Below are 16,609 nucleotides of genomic sequence, written 5' to 3'. Positions count from 1 at the left end.
TGACCTGACCCATCGTTAAGGCCACCCCGGGTGCCCCCAGGCCCGGTCGTCGCAGATCGGATCGTGACCATGACCAGCTCCGTCATCGTCAGTGGCGCCCGGACCCCGATGGGGCGCCTGCTGGGCAACCTCAAACACCTCCCCGCCACCGCTCTGGGCGGTCACGCGATCGCGGCGGCGCTGAGCCGCGGCGGCGTCGACCCCGAGCGGGTCCAGTACGTGATCATGGGTCAGGTGCTCCAGGCCGGCTGCGGCCAGATCCCGGCCCGGCAGGCCGCGGTGGCCGCCGGCATCCCGATGACCACGCCCGCCCTCACTGTCAACAAGGTCTGCCTCTCCGGCATCGACGCGGTGGCGCTGGCCGACCAGCTGATCCGGGCCGGCGAGTTCGACGTGGTGGTGGCCGGCGGCATGGAGTCCATGACCAATGCGCCGCACCTGCTGGCCGATCAGCGCCAGGGCCGTAAGTTCGGTGACGTGCTGGTGCGTGACCACACCGCGATCGACGGCCTGATGGACCCGTGGGCCGGCATCTCGATGGGCGAGTCCACCGAGGCGAGCGGCGCCCGCCTGGGCATCACCCGGGAGCAGCAGGACGCGTTCGCCGCCCGCAGCCACCAGCGGGCCGCCGCGGCCCAGCGCGACGGCCGGTTCGCCGAGGAGATCGCCGCGGTCCCGGCCGGCGGCCGGGACGCCGGTCAGGTGATCGACACCGACGAGGGTGTCCGCCCCGGCGCCACCGCCGAGTCGCTGTCCACCCTCCGCCCGGCCTTCACCCCGGACGGCACCATCACCGCGGCCAGCTCCTCGCCGATCTCCGACGGCGCGGCCGCGCTGATCGTGATGAGCCGGGCGAAGGCCGAGGAGCTGGGCCTCACCTGGATCGCAGAGATCGTGTCGCACGGCAACGTCGCCGGGCCGGACAGCTCGCTCCAGTCCCAGCCGTCCAATGCCATCAAGCACGCGCTGGACAAGGCCGGGCTCGAGGTGGACGATCTCGACCTGATCGAGATCAACGAGGCGTTCGCTCAGGTGGCCATCCAGTCGGCCCGCGAGCTGAAGGTGGATGAGGAGATCGTCAACGTGAACGGTGGCGCCATCGCGCTCGGCCATCCGATCGGGATGTCCGGCGCCCGGCTGGTGCTCACCCTGGCCCTGGAGCTGCGGCGCCGCGGCGGCGGGCTGGGCGCGGCCGCGCTGTGCGGCGGCGGTGGCCAGGGCGACGCGCTGATCATCAAGGTGCCGGCGGCGTGACGTCGAGGCGGACCCGTGATGTGCCCTCCCTCGTCGCCAAGGCCCGGGAGGGCGACGCGCGGTCCGTGGCCCGGCTGATCAGCCTGGTGGAGAACGGCGATCCCGCGCTGCCCGAGGTGGCCGCCGCAATGGCGCCGTTCGCCGGCCGGGCCCAGGTCGTCGGCTTGACCGGCGCGCCCGGCGTGGGCAAGTCGACCACGACGAACGAGCTGGTCCGGGCCCTCCGCGAGGCGGGGAACCGGGTCGGGGTGCTGGCCGTCGACCCGTCCAGCCCGTTCACCGGCGGGGCGATCCTCGGCGACCGGATCCGCATGCAGGACCACACCGCCGACTCCGGCGTCTACATCCGCTCGATGTCCAGCCGCGGCCAGCTGGGTGGGCTCTCCGCGGCCACCCCGCAGGCGGTCCGGGTGCTGGAGGGCGCCGGCTGCGATGTGATCCTGGTCGAGACGGTCGGTGTCGGGCAGGCCGAGGTGGAGATCGCCTCCCTCGCCGACACCACGCTCGTGCTGCTCGCGCCGGGGATGGGCGACGCCATCCAGGCGGTCAAGGCCGGGGTGCTGGAGATCGCCGACGTCTTCGTGATCAACAAGGCGGACCGGCCCGGCGCCGACGCCACCTATCGCGACATCCAGGGGATGCTCGCGCTCGGCGAGCGCGGCCCGAACGAGTGGCGGCCCCAGGTGGTGCGCGCGATCGCGGCCAAGGGCGAGGGCATCGACGACGTGGTGGCCGCCGTCGGCAAGCACCGGGACTGGCTGGAGAGCACCGGCAACCTGCGCCGGCGCCGGGAGCACCGGGCGTCGGCGGAGATATCGGCGCTGGCACTGGGCACGCTGCGGGCCCGGATCGGCGATCTCAGCGGCGGCACGGCCCTGCCACTGCTCGCCGCCCGCGTCGTGGACGGTGAGATCGACCCGCACGCCGCCGCCGCCGAGCTGGTCGCCGGCCTGTAGGGCCTGTCCGGCCCTAGCCGAAGCGGGCCAGCGTCTCGTCGATGAGCGCGCGGTCCCAGCTCAGGCTGCCGTCGTCCAGGTCGGCGACGATCCCGCGCAGCCAGCCGATCTCGGCCCGCAGCACGGCCGCCCGGTACTCGTCCTCGATCAGGAAGAGCCGGGGCAGGCCGGGCGGCGCCTGCGCGTCGATGGCCGCGACCCGGTCGGTGAGCGTCTCGAGCCGGCGTTCGAGCAGCTCCCGGGTCTCGGCCGGGCTGAGGATCGGCAGGAAGGCGAGCGCCACCGGGAACTCCGGGAACTCACGGGCCGGCTCGGGCAGCATCTCCAGCAGCCAGCGGCGCAGCGTGGCGGCGCCCTCCTCGGTCACCTCGTAGACGGTCCGCTCCGGGCGCCCGGCCTCCCGGCTGGTGCCGCCGGGGCGGGCCAGTCCCTCCCGGACCAGCCGGTCGAGGGTCTGGTAGACGCTGTTCCGCTGCGCGACGTTGACCAACTGGTCCTGACCGCGCTGCTTGATCACCTGCTGCATCCGGTACGGGTGCATCGGCGCCTCCACGAGCAGGGCCAGCAGAACCATCGCCAGAGGAGACCGCTTCATGCGGCCAGCTTAGGACTTGACGATTCTTAGTCATGGCATCAATAGTTATTACATGACTAACGAAGCTGTCGTAATCGGTGGCGGCATCGCCGGGACCGCCACCGCCATCGCCCTGCACCGTGCCGGCTGGCGCCCGGTGATCTACGAGGCCGCCGAGCGGGACGCCGGTGAGCGGGGCGTCTTCGTGACCCTCGCGGTCAACGGGGTGACCGCCCTGCGCGCCCTCGGCCTGGACCCGGCCACGGTTCTGGCCCGCGGGTTCGCCACCCCGGTGATCGCGCTGCACGGCGCCTCCGGCCGGCTGCTCGCCGAGGTCCCGCTCGGTGGGCCGCTGCCGGACGGGACGGTCAGCACCACGATCCGTCGCTCCGATCTGTACTCGGCACTGCGCGCCGAGGTGACCGCCCGCGGCATCCCGATCGAGTACGGCGCCCGGCTGACCGGCGTGTCCGGCGCCGTGGCCGAGTTCGCCGACGGCCGCACGGCGCGGGGAGACCTGCTGGTCGGCGCGGATGGACTGCACTCGCGTACCAGGGAGGTTCTTGATCCGAAGGCTCCCGCGCCGCACTATCTCGGCCTGCTCAACACCGGTGGCTTCACCGACGGCCCGGTCCGGGACGCGCCGCCGCCCGGGGTGATGCGGATGTCCTTCGGCCGGCGTGCCTTCTTCGGCTGGGTGACCGCCCCGGACGGCTCCGTCTGGTGGTTCGCCAACCCGCCGCGCCGGCGGCCGGCCGAGCCCGGCGAGTTCACCCCGGACGGTTGGCGGACGTACCTGCTGGAGTTGTTCGCGGGCGAGCCGGCGGCCGATCTGATCCGGGCCAGCAGCGAGGTCCTCGGGCCGTGGAACACCCGGGACCTGCGGCGGGTGCCGGTCTGGCACGGCGAGCGGATCGTCCTGACCGGCGACGCGGCGCACGCTGTCGCCCCGTCCTCCGGCCAGGGCGCGTCGATGGCGCTGGAGGACGCCGTGGTCCTCGGGCACAGCCTGCGCGAGAACCCGGACGTCCCGGCGGCCCTCGCGGCGTACGCGGCCGCCCGCCGCCCCCGGGTGGAGAAGGTGGTCGTCCAGGGCCGGCGCAGCAGTTCCTCGAAGGTGCTCGGCCCGGTCCGCGCGGCGCTGCGGGACGCCACCCTGCCTGCGATCATGCGGCTGCTCCACCGCAACGGCGACCCGCAGGCGTGGATCTTCGAACACCGGCTCCCGGGGGCTTAATGATCGTTCAGTTCTGCTCTACGATGGCCGCATGGACGCTGCCGAGATCCATGCCGGCCGGGAACGCTGGCAACGACGCTACGATGCGGCCCGCAAGCGGGACGCCGACTTCACCACGCTCTCCGGCGTGACGGTCGACCCCGTTTACGGGCCCCCCGAGGGCGCCGCCTATCCCGGATTCGAGCGGATCGGATGGCCGGGCGAGTTCCCGTACACCCGGGGTCTCTATCCGACCGGATACCGCGGACGGACCTGGACCATCCGCCAGTTCGCCGGCTTCGGGAACGCGCGGCAGACCAACGAGCGCTACAAGATGATCCTGGCCGCCGGGGGCGGCGGTCTCAGCGTCGCCTTCGACATGCCCACCCTGATGGGCCGCGACTCCGACGAGCCCGAGTCGCTCGGCGAGGTCGGGCACTGCGGCGTCGCGATCGACTCGGCCGCCGACATGGAGGTGCTGTTCGAGGGCATCCCGCTCCAGGACGTCACCACCAGCATGACCATCTCCGGTCCGGCGGTGCCGGTCTTCTGCATGTACCTGGTGGCCGCCGAACGGCAGGGCGTCAACCTGCGCGACCTCGACGGCACCCTCCAGACCGACATCTTCAAGGAGTACATCGCGCAGAAGGAGTGGCTCTTCGAACCGGAGCCGCACCTGCGCCTGATCGGCGACCTGATGGAGTACTGCGCCGCCGAGATCCCGAAGTACAAGCCGCTGTCGGTGAGCGGCTACCACATCCGCGAGGCAGGCTCGACCGCCGCGCAGGAGCTGGCGTACACGCTGGCCGACGGCTTCGGCTACGTCGAACTGGGACTGTCCCGCGGCCTCGACGTCAACCAGTTCGCGCCCGGGCTGAGCTTCTTCTTCGACGCGCACGTGGACTTCTTCGAGGAGATCGCCAAGTTCCGCGCGGCCCGGCGGATCTGGGCCCGGCACCTGCGCGACGACTACGGCGCCACCAGCGAGAAGGCGCTGTGGCTCAAGTTCCACACGCAGACCGCCGGGGTCTCGCTCACCGCGCAGCAGCCGGTCAACAACGTGGTCCGGACCGCCATCGAGGCGCTCTCCGCGGTCCTCGGCGGCACCAACTCGCTGCACACCAACGCCCTCGACGAGACCCTCGCGCTGCCCACCGACGAGTCCGCCGAGATCGCCCTGCGCACCCAGCAGGTGATCATGGAGGAGACCGGGGTGGTCAATGTGGCCGACCCGCTCGGCGGATCGTGGTATGTGGAGGCCCTCACCGACCGGATCGAGGCCGAGGCGGAGGAGATCTTCACCCGGATCCGCGAGCTCGGCCACGACGGCAGCATCACCGCCGGCATCCTGCGGGGCATCGAGGACGGCTGGTTCACCGCGCACATCGCCGAGGCCGCCTTCGCCTACCAGCAGGCGCTGGAGAAGGGCGACAAGAAGGTGGTCGGCGTCAACGCGCACAACAGCACCCTGGCCAAGGAGCTGGAGATCCTGCGCGTCTCCCACGAGGTCGAGCAGGTGCAGCGGCGCGAGCTCTCCGCTCGCAAGACCGACCGCGACGGGGTACGGGTGAAAGCGGCCCTGGAACGGATGGTGGCGGTGGCCCGCAGCGGGGAGAACATGATCCCCGCGATGCTCGACGCCGTCCGTGCCGAAGCCACCCTCGGCGAGATCTGCGGTGTGCTGAAATCGGAGTGGGGGATCTACCGGGAGCCGCCGCGCTTCTGACCACCGGACCCGGCCGGCTCCCGGCCGGCCGGGTCGTTGTGACGTCCGATATCGAGGGGCTGGTGGCGACGCGAACAGGCGTGACAGCGTGCGAGACTAGGTAACCATGAGCGACCCACGGACCACTCCGTCGATCTTCACCCGCGGCGCGGTCGATCTCAGCGCGCTGCGCCCCGCGGCACCGGCCAAACCGGCCGCCCCGAGCCGTCCCGCCGCCCCCGAGGCCACCCCCGCCGCGGGCGTCCCGGGCACGGTGCCCGGTGTCAACCCGGAGACGGTCATCGATGTCACAGAGGCCGATTTCCAGGCCGTTCTGGAGCGGTCCCTGACCACTCCGGTGCTTCTGGACTTCTGGGCCGACTGGTGCGACCCGTGCAAGAAGCTGTCGCCGGTGCTGGAGCGCCTGGCCGCTGAGTACGGCGGTTCGTGGATACTCGGCAAGGTCAATGTGGATCTCAACCCGCGCCTGGCGCAGGTGTTCCGGGTGCAGGGCATCCCCCAGGTGACCGCGGTGATCGGCGGCCAGCCGGTGGAGGGCTTCAGCGGGGTCCTGCCCGAGGCCCAGATCCGGCAGTACATCGACGCCGTCCTCAAGGCGGCCGGGGTCGAGGTGGCCACCCCCGAGGACCCGCGCCTCGACGCGGCCGACGACGCCCTGATGACCGGCGACCTGGACGAGGCCGAGGCGGCGTACCGGAAGATCCTGGCCGAGTCGCCCGCCGACGCGGCCGCCGAGTCCGGCCTGGCCCAGGTCGAGCTGTACCGGCGGATCAGCGGCGTCGACCCGTCGTCCGCGCTGGCCAAGGCCGCCGCCGACTCCGACGACGTGGCCGCCCAGCGGATCGCCGCCGACATCGAGGTGCTCAGTGGTCAGGCGCCGGACGCGTACGCCCGCCTGATCGCCCTGATCAAACGGACCGCCGGCGACGACCGGGAGGCCGTCCGCAAGCATCTGCTGTCGCTGTTCCTCGTGGCCGGCCCGGAGGACCCCGCGGTCGCCGGCGCGCGGCGTGCGCTGGCCAGCGCACTCTTCTAGCCCGCGGTTCTCGTAGGCTGCGGTTCTCGTAACCCGCGGTCATCGAACGAAGGAGGGCGTCGTGCGCCGCATCGCCGTTCTGGACGCGCCGTCCAATCTCGGCCTGCGCCCGCCGACCGCGACGTCGGTGCCGGGCTGCGCCAAAGCGCCCGGCGCCCTCCGCGATCAGGGCCTGCTCACCCGCCTCGCCGCCCGCGACGCGGGCTGCCTCACCCCGCCGCGGTACGACCCGGGCGACTGGCGCCCCGGCGACGGGGTGGCCCACGCCGCCGAGATCGCCGCGTACTCGCGGGCGCTGGCCGACCGGATCGGCGCCATCATCGACGGTGGCGAGTTCCCGGTCGTCCTCGGCGGGGACTGCTCCATCCTGATCGGATCGGGCATCGCCATGCACCGGCTCGGCGACGCGGTCGGCGGCCGCATCGGGCTGGTGTTCGTGGACGGTCACTCCGACTTCCGGCACCCCGGCAACGCGTCGTACGTGGGCGCCGCCGCCGGTGAGGACCTCGCCCTGGTCACCGGTCGCGGCCAGGCGAACCTCGCGGCGATCGAGTCCCGCCGGCCGTACTTCCGCGACATCGACGTGGTCGTCCTCGGCATTCGCGCCCAGGACGAGCACCGTCTCGACCTCCAGGCCGCCGGCATAGTCACCCGGCCGGTCCCCGCGCTGCGCGCCGAGGGCGCGGCCCGCAGCGCCCAGTGGGCCCGCGACCAGCTCGTCGACTGCGCCGGCTACTGGGTGCACGTGGACGTCGACGTCCTCGACCCGGCCGTCATGCCCGCCGTCGACGCCCCGGACCCGGGCGGCATCGCCTTCCCCGAGCTGGAACTGCTGCTGGCCGGCCTGGTCGAGTCCCCGCACTGCCTGGGCGTCGAGATCACCGTCTTCGACCCGGACTACGACCCGGACGGCCGGTACGCCGCCGAGATCACGTCCGCCGTGGTGAGCGGGTTGTCCCCGGTCCGGGCCACGACCCCGCGCCCGGACCTGGTCGCGGCCCGCCGCGACCTGGCCACCACCGCACCGGGCGTCAAGGCGGCCGACAGCGACCCGCCCGTGCCCACCGTGCCGGACCGCAAGGTGCCCGGCAGCGACCCCACCGCGCCCGCCATGCCGGATCTCAAGGTGGCCGGCAGCGTTCCGGCCGCGCCCGCCGTGCCGGATCTCAAGGTGCCCGGCAGCGATCCGGCCGCGCCCGCCGCGCCGGACATCGAAGCGGCCGGCAGCGAACCGGCCGAGGAACCTTTCCGCGAGTCGGTCGGCGAGCGGTCCGGATCGGCGGCGACCGGCGACTCCGCTGGTGGAACGTCGCTCGCCGAGTCCGCGCCCGGAGCCGGGCCGGGCCCGGAAGCTTCCACCGGCGGCGCATCGGTCGGCGAGCCGAAGTCCGGGGCCGCGTCCGGTGTGGCAGGGGCCGTCGATTCCGCTGACGGGACCTCGTTCGGGGAAGCGCCGGTCTCGGCCGGGTCCGGGCCGGGGACGGTCGATCCGGGCGCCGGCACGCCGCTCGGCGAGGCGGCAGTCGAGGTCGGGCCGGGTGTCGCGGCGCGCGGTGCGATACCGGTACAGGTGGGCCCGTCCTCCTCCGGTGACGCCGTGACGGAGAACGACCGGGGTGTGTCCGCGTCGGCTCGCCCGATGAAGAACACGCTGCCCGTGGACGCTGAGTTCGTCCTGGCGGCGGCACTCGGCACATCGCGGAGCGGCAACGGCCGCCGGACGGCTGGCATCGGGGACGACGCCCCGGCAGCCCATGACCGATTCGGCTCAGCCCCGGCATCGAGCGACGCGACGGGCAGCGAGGCCGTAGCCGAGGATGAGGTCTCCCGCCGAGGCGACGAGTCCGGTGACAGCCCCGGCATGGACACCGATCCGGACCGATCGGACCCGGAAAACTCGGGCCACACCGATACGGACCGCGCCGACCAGGGCCGCGCAGATCCGGAGAGCGCCGATCCTGGCGACGCGGAGCCGGACGGCTCAGACCCCGAGGAGACCGAGCCGGAGGCGTCAGCCGAACCGGCCGATCAAGAAACCGTGCCAGTGCGCGACAAACCGGACACCAGGTCCGGGTCGAACGAGGTGCGCCTGCTATCCCGGCTGCTCGGTTCCGCTCCGCTGCTCGACTCGGAGCCGATCCCCGCGACCCGTCCCGGCATGCTGCGCCCGCGCCCGCCGGCGGATCCGCCCGTGGCCGGCGACTTCGGCCCGCCGACCGCCGGCCCGGGCCCACTCGACGGCTTCCCACCCGGCGCTGCCTGATCGAGCTCCACCCATCCGCACACGCTCGGCCTCTCCGGAGGGCGGGCGCACACGCTCGGGTGGTCGGAGCCGAGGTGACCGCGCACGGAAGACCTTGCGTGGGTGGCCGCCGCGGTCATATGCCACGCAGGCGACCACGACACTGCCATCGTGTGTGCCCACTCACCCTCATGGAACCGTGAACACCCGTCCAGGGTGGCCGAAGCAGGGGCGCCGTGCGGAAGTGGCGGTCGGGGCAGCGAGGCGGCGCCGGGACCGGCTGGGCCGTTTCGGCTGGTTGTGGGTGGTGGCGGGACGGGTGAGGGTGACCGGAGGCATCAGCCCGGCGGGCGCGTCACGGCCTTGACCGGGCAGATGCTCGCGGTGCGCCACGGGACGGTCCACGTTGGCGAGTGCGGTCCACCCCGTACGAAATGGTCAGTTCAATGCGGTGAGGAAGCGTTTTACGGCCGGGACGGCGGCCTCGGTGCCGGCGCCGCCCTTCTGGACCATGACGGCGAAGGCGATGTCGCCCTGGTAGCCGACGAACCAGGAGTGGGTGTCGGCGGAGCCGGTCTGGAATTCGGCGGTGCCGGTCTTGCCGTAGACCGGCTTGCCGGGGACGGCGCGGAGGCCGGTGCCCGTGCCGGAGGTGACCACCTCGCGCATCATCGAGCGGAGCGCGGTGACCGCCTCCTGGTCGAGTTGCTGGGTGGGGGTGGTGGCGGGCGCCGGGTCGAGGACCAGGGTGGGCGCCTGGAACTGTCCCTTGGCGACGCCCGTGGTGGCTGCGGCCATGGCGAGCGGGCTCACCACCGTGCTGCCCTGACCGAAAACGGCCGCTGCCAACTCGGTGGCGGTGCCGCCGTCGGAGACCTGGCCGGTGTAGGCGTCGACGCCGAGGTCCCACTTTCCGCCGAGGCCGAGGACGCCGGCCGCCTCCTGGAGCCCGGCGGCGCCGAGTTTCGGGGCGAGGGCGGCGAAGGCGGTGTTGCAGGACTTGGCGAAGTCGACGTGGAACGGGACCTTGCCGAGGGCGGCGTCGTGTGAGTTCTTGAACTCGCGGCCGTCCACGGTGAGGGTCTTCGGGCAGTCGACCGCGGTGTCGGCGGTGATCGCGTCGCGGGCGAGCAGCCCGTACGCGGAGATCATCTTGAAGGTCGATCCGGGCGGCACCTGCCCGGTGAATGCGGTGTTGACGCCGCCCGGGTCGGGCCCGTTGGCGGCGGCCAGCACGGCGCCGTCGCTGACCCGGATCGCCACCAGCGAGCTGGGCTGTTTCTCGGCGGCGACGGCCTGGTCGGCGGCGTTCTGCACCCGGGTGTCCAGGGTGATCTTCACGGGTTTGCCGGCGACCGGCTCGGAGGTGAAGAGCTTGGTGTCCTCGGTGGCGCCGTCGGCGGCCTCGCGGGCGATGACCACCGAGAGGCCGGAGACGCCGCGCAGGGTGGTGTCGTACTTCTCCTGGAGCCCACCGTGCCCGGCGTTGTCGCCGACCGCGAGCACCCCGCCGGAGTTGGCGATGTCCTCCTCGGTGGCCTGGTCGACGGTGCCGAGCAGGGAGCGGGCGAATTCCCGGGTGGGCGCCAGTGACCGGGTCTCCTCGCGGAAGACGGTGCCGGGCAGCGGCCGGACGTCCGCCCGGATCTTGTCGTAGACCGCCCGGCGCAGCGTGACGAGCTCGATGAAGGCGCCCGGGTCGGACTGTTCGACGCGGGTCTTCAGGGTGCCGAGGTCGACGTCGACGTCCACCTTGCGGAACGCCGCGGCCAGGTCCTTCTGGAGCGGGGCGAGGTCTTTGATCTTCTCCGGGCTGACGCCGATGACGACCACCTTCTGCGGTCCGAAGAGCGCCTTGCCGTTCGCGTCGACGATGGCGGCGCGTTCCGGGGCGACCCGCCGGAGCCGGAGCTTGTCGCCGGTGGCGAGTTCGGGCTGGACCATGGCCGGCTCCCAGACGACCTGCCAGCCGTCGCTCTTGGCCTTGGTGAGCCGGACGGTGCTCGGGTAGCTCCACTCGACGCCGCCGGGCAGCGCCCACTTGACGGTGACCGGGGCGGTGGCGTCGTCGCCGGTGGTCTTGACGTCGCCGGCGCCGGACACGGTGACCTTCTGGTCCAGGAGGTCACCGTAGAGGTCGCGCATCTGGGTCTGCACCTCCGGCGCGGGGACCTCGGCGCCGGCCGCGGTGACGAAGCCGACCTTGTTGAGATCGCCCCCGGACCAGCCGCTCAGGAAGGTGGAGACGGTGTCGTCGGGGCCTTCCGCGGAGCAGCCGGTCAACCCGCCCGCGGTCAGCAGAAGCAGTGCGGCCAGGCCCGCCGGGGTGCGGCGCATGTGGTTCCTCCAGGAGACGACCGTGACAACCATGATTGGCTAGGTCGCACGGTAATGGGTACAAGCCCGTTGTGGGGGTTCCCGGATAGGGCGATACCGCCCAAACGCCGCTGGCACACCCGGGGTGTGAGGTGCGCCATGGGCATGGTTCTAGGCTGTGCTCGAAACGTTCGAGCCCACAGTGCCGTGGGTGAGGGGAGCGCCGGACCATGGCTGTCGCCGACGAGGCAGCGACCGATTCTGATCAGACCGTTCTCGACGATGTGCCTAACGCTGAGCGGTTGGTGGCGCAGGCTGTCGAACAGGCGGGGGACGACCACACGACCGCATCTCTGGTGGGCCGCTTCTGGCGGTTCGCACCCGACGAGGAACTGGTCGGATACACACCCCAGGAGATGTTCGCGGCCGCGGCGGAGCACCGCGAGCTGGCCCGCAACCGCCTGCCCGGTGAGCTGAAACTAGCCATCACCGAGCCGTCCGGGTCGCAGTCGCACAGCGTCCTGCGGATCGTCACCGACGACATGCCGTTCCTGGTCGACTCGGTGATCGCCCTGCTCAACGCCCACAACCTCCAGGTGTACCTGACGGTTCACCCGCTGATCGTGGTGCGCCGCGAGCCGCTCGGGGCGCTGGCCCAGCTCGAGGCCGAGGTGGAGCCGGACGACGCCATCGAGGGCGATCTGGTGGAGAGCTGGATCCGGATCGAGATCGACCCGGTCCGCCGCCCAGAGGCCCGCGAGCAGCTGCTCAACGAGGTGCGGCGGGTGCTCACCGACGTGCGGGACGCGGTGGAGGACTGGCCGCGGATGCGTCAACGGGCCTTGGTCATCTCCGACGAGCTGGCCGCCGCCCGGGGCTCGAAGAACCCCTCACCGGTGCCGGACAAGGACCTGACCGACTCGATCGAGTTGCTCAAGTGGCTGGCCAACGATCACTTCACCTTCCTGGGGTACCGGGAGTACCGGCTGGACGACGGGGTCCTGTCCGCGGTTCCGGGCACCGGGCTGGGCATCCTGCGCGGGGCGAGCAAGCCGCGCCGGCTGGCCGAGGAGATGGCCCCGGAGATCTACGAGCGGGCCATGGAGAAGCGGCTCCTGGTGATCACCAAGGCCAACTCCCGGGCCAGCGTGCACCGCTCCGCGTACCTCGACTACATCGGCGTGAAGCTGTTCAACGAGGCTGGCGAGGTGGTCGGCGAGCGGCGGTTCCTCGGCCTGTTCTCCAGCTCGGCGTACAGGACGAGCGTGCGTGAGCTGCCGGTGGTCCGGCGCAAGGTGCAGGAGGTGATGGACCGTTCCGGCCTGTCGCCGCGCGGCCACTCCGGCAAGGACCTGCTCCAGATCCTGGAGACCTACCCCCGGGACGAGCTCTTCCAGATCAAGACCGACGACCTGTACGAGGCGGTCATCGGGGTGCTGCGGATGGCCGGCCGCCGGCAGCTTCGGCTCTTCCTGCGCCGGGACGGGTACGGCCGGTTCATCTCCTGCCTCATCTACCTGCCCCGGGACCGGTTCACCACCGGCAACCGACTGCGCATGCAGGAGATCCTGCTCCGTGAGCTGAACGGTGTCGGGGTGGACTACACCACCCGGGTCACCGAGCGGATGCTGGCGCGGGTGCACTTCATCGTGCGTACCGACCCGGCCGCCCCGCCCGGCCAGCTGGACCCGAACGAGCTGGCCGAGCGGCTCGCCGACGCGACCCGGATGTGGGACGACGACTTCTCCCTGGTGCTGGAGCGCAAACTCGGCGACGAGCAGGCGCGGCGGCTGTTCCAGCGGTATTCGGCGGCCTATCCGGAGAGCTACAAGAACACGCACACCCCGTACGAGGGGATGCAGGACCTGGCCAAGCTCGAGCTCCTCGAGGAGCCCGGCCAGCTGGCCATGCACCTGTTCCGCCGGCGGCGGCTGGGCGCGGACGGCACTCCGCAGCCGGACGAGCGCGACGTCCGGTTCAAGGTCTACCGGTACGGCGAGCCGATGATGCTCTCCGCCGTCCTGCCGGTGCTGCACTCACTGGGCGTCCGGGTCACCGACGAGCGGCCGTACGAGATCCGCCGCCCCGACGGCACCATCTACCTGTACGACTTCGGCCTGCTGCCCCCGGCCGGCCACCGTGAGCTGGCCGAGGTCCGCCCGCAGGTGGAGAACGCGTTCGCGGCCGCCTGGCGGGGCGAGACCGAGGTGGACGGCTTCAACGAGCTGGTGCTGCGGGCCGGGCTCACCTGGCGGCAGGTGGTGGTGCTGCGGGCCTACGCCAAGTACCTGCGCCAGGCCGGGAACGTCTTCACCCAGCAGTACGTGGAGTCCACCTTCACGGCGTACCCGGAGATCGCCGGCCTGCTGGTGCGGCTCTTCGAGGTGCGGTTCTCCCCGGCGCTGCCGATCGGCGAGGCGGAGCGGACCCGTCGTGCCGGCGAGCTGCGGGGCCGGATCACCGAGCTGCTCGACCAGGTGGAGAGCCTGGACCAGGACCGGATCCTGCGCTCCTACCTGACCCTCATCGAGGCGACCCTGCGGACCAGCTTCTACCAGCGCGGGGCGGAGGGCCGGCCCAAGTCGTACGTGGCCTTCAAGCTGGACCCGCAGGCCATCCCGGAGCTGCCGCAGCCCCGGCCGAAGTTCGAGATCTTCGTCTACTCGCCCCGGTTCGAGGGCGTGCACCTGCGGTTCGGCGCCGTGGCCCGGGGCGGTCTGCGCTGGTCGGACCGGCGGGAGGACTTCCGGACCGAGGTGCTCGGCCTGGTCAAGGCGCAGATGGTGAAGAACTCGGTGATCGTGCCGGTGGGCGCGAAGGGCGGCTTCGTGCTCAAGCAGAAGCCGGGCGACCGGGACGAGGCGGTGGAGTGCTACAAGCGCTTCATCACGGCGCTGCTCGACGTCACCGACAACATCCTGAGCGGCAAGATCGTGCCGCCGGAGGACGTGGTCCGGCACGACGGCGACGACCCGTACCTGGTGGTGGCCGCGGACAAGGGCACCGCCACGTTCAGCGACATCGCCAACGAGATCTCGGTCCGCAAGGACTTCTGGATGGGCGACGCGTTCGCCAGCGGCGGCTCGGCCGGTTACGACCACAAGAAGATGGGCATCACCGCCCGGGGCGCGTGGGAGTCGGTCAAGAAGCACTTCCGGGACCTGGGCACCGACACCCAGTCCGAGGATTTCACGGTGGTCGGCGTCGGCGACATGTCCGGCGACGTCTTCGGCAACGGCATGCTGCTGTCGCAGCACATCCGGTTGGTGGCGGCCTTCGACCACCGCCACATCTTCCTGGACCCCGACCCCGATTCCTCGATCTCGTACGCGGAACGCAGGCGCCTGTTCGATCTGCCCCGGTCGTCCTGGGCCGACTACGACGCGTCGCTGATCAGCGAGGGCGGCGGGGTGTACCCGAGGTCGGCCAAGTCGATCCCGGTGAGCCCGCAGGTCCGGGCCGCGCTGGGTCTCGGCGAGGCGTCCACGATCAGCCCCGCCGAGCTGATGCGCGCCATCCTCAAGGCCCCGGTCGACCTGCTGTTCAACGGCGGCATCGGCACCTATGTGAAGGGCGCCGCCGAGTCGCACGCCGAGGTGGGCGACAAGGGCAACGACGCGATCCGGATCAACGGCTCGGAGCTGCGGGTCAAGGTGGTCGGCGAGGGCGGCAACCTGGGGCTGACCCAGCGTGGGCGGATCGAGTTCGCCCGCGCAGGGGGTCGGGTCTTCACCGACTTCATCGACAACTCGGCCGGCGTGGACTGCTCGGACCACGAGGTCAACATCAAGATCCTGCTGGGTGGGGCGGTCGTCGACGGCGAGCTGTCCCTGCCGGAGCGGGACGACCTGCTCGCCGCGATGACCGGCGAGGTCGGCGAGCTGGTGCTGCGGGACAACTACGAGCAGGCCATGGCGCTGGGCAACGCCCGCTCGCAGGCGCACTCGCTGCTCCCGGTGCACCGGCGGCAGCTCAAATCGCTGGAGGAGCGCGGCGAGCTGAACCGGGAGTTGGAGGCCCTGCCGTCGGACCTGGAGCTGGCCGCCCGGTACGAGAACGGCCAGGGTCTCACTCCTCCGGAATTCGCGGTGCTCCTCGCGTACGTCAAGATCAGTTTGGAGCGTGAGGTCCTCACGGACGAGCTGGTCGACGAGGCCTGGACCACCGATGTGCTGTCCGGGTATTTCCCGACCCCGCTGCGCGAGCGGTTCGCCGGGCGGATGGCCGGGCACCGGCTGCGCCGGGAGATCATCTCGACGGCGCTGGTGAACGAGGTGGTCAACCGGGGCGGCACCTCGTTCGTCTACCGGGCAATGGAGGAGAGCGGGGCGTCGGCGGCCGACGTGATCCGGGCCTACGTGGTGGTTCGCGACGTCTTCGGCCTGGAGGAGATCTGGGCGGCCGGTGAGGCGCTGGACAACCGGGTGCCGACCTCGGCGCAGACGCTGGTCTTCCTGGAGACCCGGCGGCTGCTCGACCGGGCGGTCCGCTGGCTGGTCAGCACCCGGCGCTCGCCGCTCGACGTGCCCGGTGAGATCGCCAAGCTGCGGCCCGGCATCTCGGCGCTGCTGCCGCTGCTGCCCGAGGTGATCGTCGGCGCCGAGCGGCGGGCCCTGTTCGACCGGATCGCCGAGCTGGTCGCGAAGGATGTGCCGGAGGATCTGGCGGCCGCGGTGAGCCGGGTGTTCTACGGTTTCGGGCTGCTGGACGTCCTGGAGACGGCCGCCGCCATCGACCGGGACGCGGAGGAGGTGGCGCAGGTCTACTTCGTGCTCTCCGAGCGGTTCGGGGTGGACGCGCTGCTGTCGCACATCTCCCGGCTGCCGCGTGGCGACCGCTGGCAGACCCTGGCCCGGATGGCGCTGCGTTACGACCTGTACGCCGCGCTGGCCGCTCTCACCGCCGAGGTGCTCCATTCGACGCCGTCGTCGGCGCCGCCGGAGGACCGGGTCTCCGAGTGGGAGCAGGTGAACGCGGCGTCGATCGCCCGGGCGTCCAACGCGATGGGCGACGTCGACGACTCGCCGGCCGACCTGGCGGCGCTGTCGGTGCTGCTGCGCCAGATCCGCACCCTGGTGAAGACCTCGTCGGCGGGGTGACCACGGCGAAACGGTGATGAGCCGGGCAGGGCGTGCTGCTCCCGAAGTCACGCCCTGCCCGGCTCACCGTCCGCGTCGCGGCATCCCGACTGGTCCCGAGCCGATCCCGCGACGTCCCCAGATCCACCTTGTGGCCATCACGCTAGGTGACGTCCGGGCGTGCGGGAAGCGGGCGGTGTGCGGATTACCC

The 16,609-nt window shown here is 71.8% G+C and carries 9 protein-coding genes; 7 read left to right on the top strand and 2 right to left on the bottom strand.

What is annotated here, in order from left to right; translation table 11 throughout:
• Positions 1-69 precede the first annotated feature (69 nt).
• Positions 70-1,254, top strand: coding sequence for an acetyl-CoA C-acetyltransferase (locus tag IEZ13_RS04045; protein ID WP_183216742.1), 1,185 nt, complete (start codon positions 70-72; stop codon positions 1,252-1,254).
• Positions 1,251-2,210 carry a methylmalonyl Co-A mutase-associated GTPase MeaB gene (gene meaB, locus IEZ13_RS04040; protein WP_183216740.1) on the top strand — a complete coding sequence of 320 codons (960 nt, stop codon included), beginning with the start codon at positions 1,251-1,253 and terminating at the stop codon, positions 2,208-2,210. The genes IEZ13_RS04045 and meaB overlap by 4 nt, the downstream gene beginning before the upstream one ends.
• Positions 2,211-2,223: 13 nt before the next feature.
• Here meaB and IEZ13_RS04035 read toward each other — a convergent pair whose 3' ends face one another.
• Positions 2,224-2,805 carry a PadR family transcriptional regulator gene (locus tag IEZ13_RS04035; protein ID WP_183216738.1) on the bottom strand — a complete coding sequence of 194 codons (582 nt, stop codon included), beginning with the start codon at positions 2,803-2,805 and terminating at the stop codon, positions 2,224-2,226.
• A 52-nt stretch (positions 2,806-2,857) separates the two neighbouring features.
• Here IEZ13_RS04035 and IEZ13_RS04030 point away from each other — a divergent pair, with 52 nt between their 5' ends.
• From IEZ13_RS04030 to IEZ13_RS46290, 4 genes are all read left to right on the top strand, one after another.
• On the top strand, positions 2,858-4,021 hold the full coding sequence (locus IEZ13_RS04030; protein ID WP_183216736.1) for an FAD-dependent oxidoreductase: 1,164 nt from the start codon (positions 2,858-2,860) through the stop codon (positions 4,019-4,021).
• 31 nt (positions 4,022-4,052) lie between these two features.
• Positions 4,053-5,726, top strand: a complete 1,674-nt coding sequence (gene icmA / locus IEZ13_RS04025; protein WP_183216734.1) for a coenzyme B12-dependent isobutyryl-CoA mutase large subunit — start codon at positions 4,053-4,055, stop codon at positions 5,724-5,726.
• 106 nt (positions 5,727-5,832) lie between these two features.
• Positions 5,833-6,762, top strand: a complete 930-nt coding sequence (locus tag IEZ13_RS04020; protein ID WP_183216732.1) for a tetratricopeptide repeat protein — start codon at positions 5,833-5,835, stop codon at positions 6,760-6,762.
• A gap of 61 nt (positions 6,763-6,823) precedes the next feature.
• Positions 6,824-9,025 carry an arginase family protein gene (locus tag IEZ13_RS46290; protein WP_229794428.1) on the top strand — a complete coding sequence of 734 codons (2,202 nt, stop codon included), beginning with the start codon at positions 6,824-6,826 and terminating at the stop codon, positions 9,023-9,025.
• A 417-nt stretch (positions 9,026-9,442) separates the two neighbouring features.
• Here the strand turns inward: IEZ13_RS46290 and IEZ13_RS04010 are convergent, their stop codons facing one another.
• Positions 9,443-11,341 (bottom strand): penicillin-binding transpeptidase domain-containing protein, encoded by a 1,899-nt coding sequence (locus IEZ13_RS04010; RefSeq protein ID WP_183216730.1) that lies wholly within the window; start codon positions 11,339-11,341, stop codon positions 9,443-9,445.
• Positions 11,342-11,550: 209 nt separating this feature from the next.
• Here IEZ13_RS04010 and IEZ13_RS04005 point away from each other — a divergent pair, with 209 nt between their 5' ends.
• Positions 11,551-16,419 (top strand): NAD-glutamate dehydrogenase, encoded by a 4,869-nt coding sequence (locus IEZ13_RS04005; RefSeq protein WP_183216729.1) that lies wholly within the window; start codon positions 11,551-11,553, stop codon positions 16,417-16,419.
• The last annotated feature ends 190 nt before the right edge of the window (positions 16,420-16,609 follow it).

The organism is Actinoplanes campanulatus, assembly GCF_014647795.1.
GTDB classification, from domain to species: domain Bacteria; phylum Actinomycetota; class Actinomycetes; order Mycobacteriales; family Micromonosporaceae; genus Actinoplanes; species Actinoplanes campanulatus.
This window is presented reverse-complemented; position numbering and strand designations above follow the sequence as displayed.

What these genes read in the sequence shown, in the direction of transcription:
- IEZ13_RS04045 (WP_183216742.1), top strand. Translation starts at nt 70, where the DNA reads ATGACCAGCTCCGTCATCGTCAGTGGCGCCCGGACCCCGATGGGGCGC.
- IEZ13_RS04035 (WP_183216738.1), bottom strand. Translation starts at nt 2,805, where the DNA reads ATGAAGCGGTCTCCTCTGGCGATGGTTCTGCTGGCCCTGCTCGTGGAG.
- IEZ13_RS04030 (WP_183216736.1), top strand. Translation starts at nt 2,858, where the DNA reads ATGACTAACGAAGCTGTCGTAATCGGTGGCGGCATCGCCGGGACCGCC.
- icmA (WP_183216734.1), top strand. Translation starts at nt 4,053, where the DNA reads ATGGACGCTGCCGAGATCCATGCCGGCCGGGAACGCTGGCAACGACGC.
- IEZ13_RS04020 (WP_183216732.1), top strand. Translation starts at nt 5,833, where the DNA reads ATGAGCGACCCACGGACCACTCCGTCGATCTTCACCCGCGGCGCGGTC.
- IEZ13_RS04010 (WP_183216730.1), bottom strand. Translation starts at nt 11,341, where the DNA reads ATGCGCCGCACCCCGGCGGGCCTGGCCGCACTGCTTCTGCTGACCGCG.
- IEZ13_RS04005 (WP_183216729.1), top strand. Translation starts at nt 11,551, where the DNA reads ATGGCTGTCGCCGACGAGGCAGCGACCGATTCTGATCAGACCGTTCTC.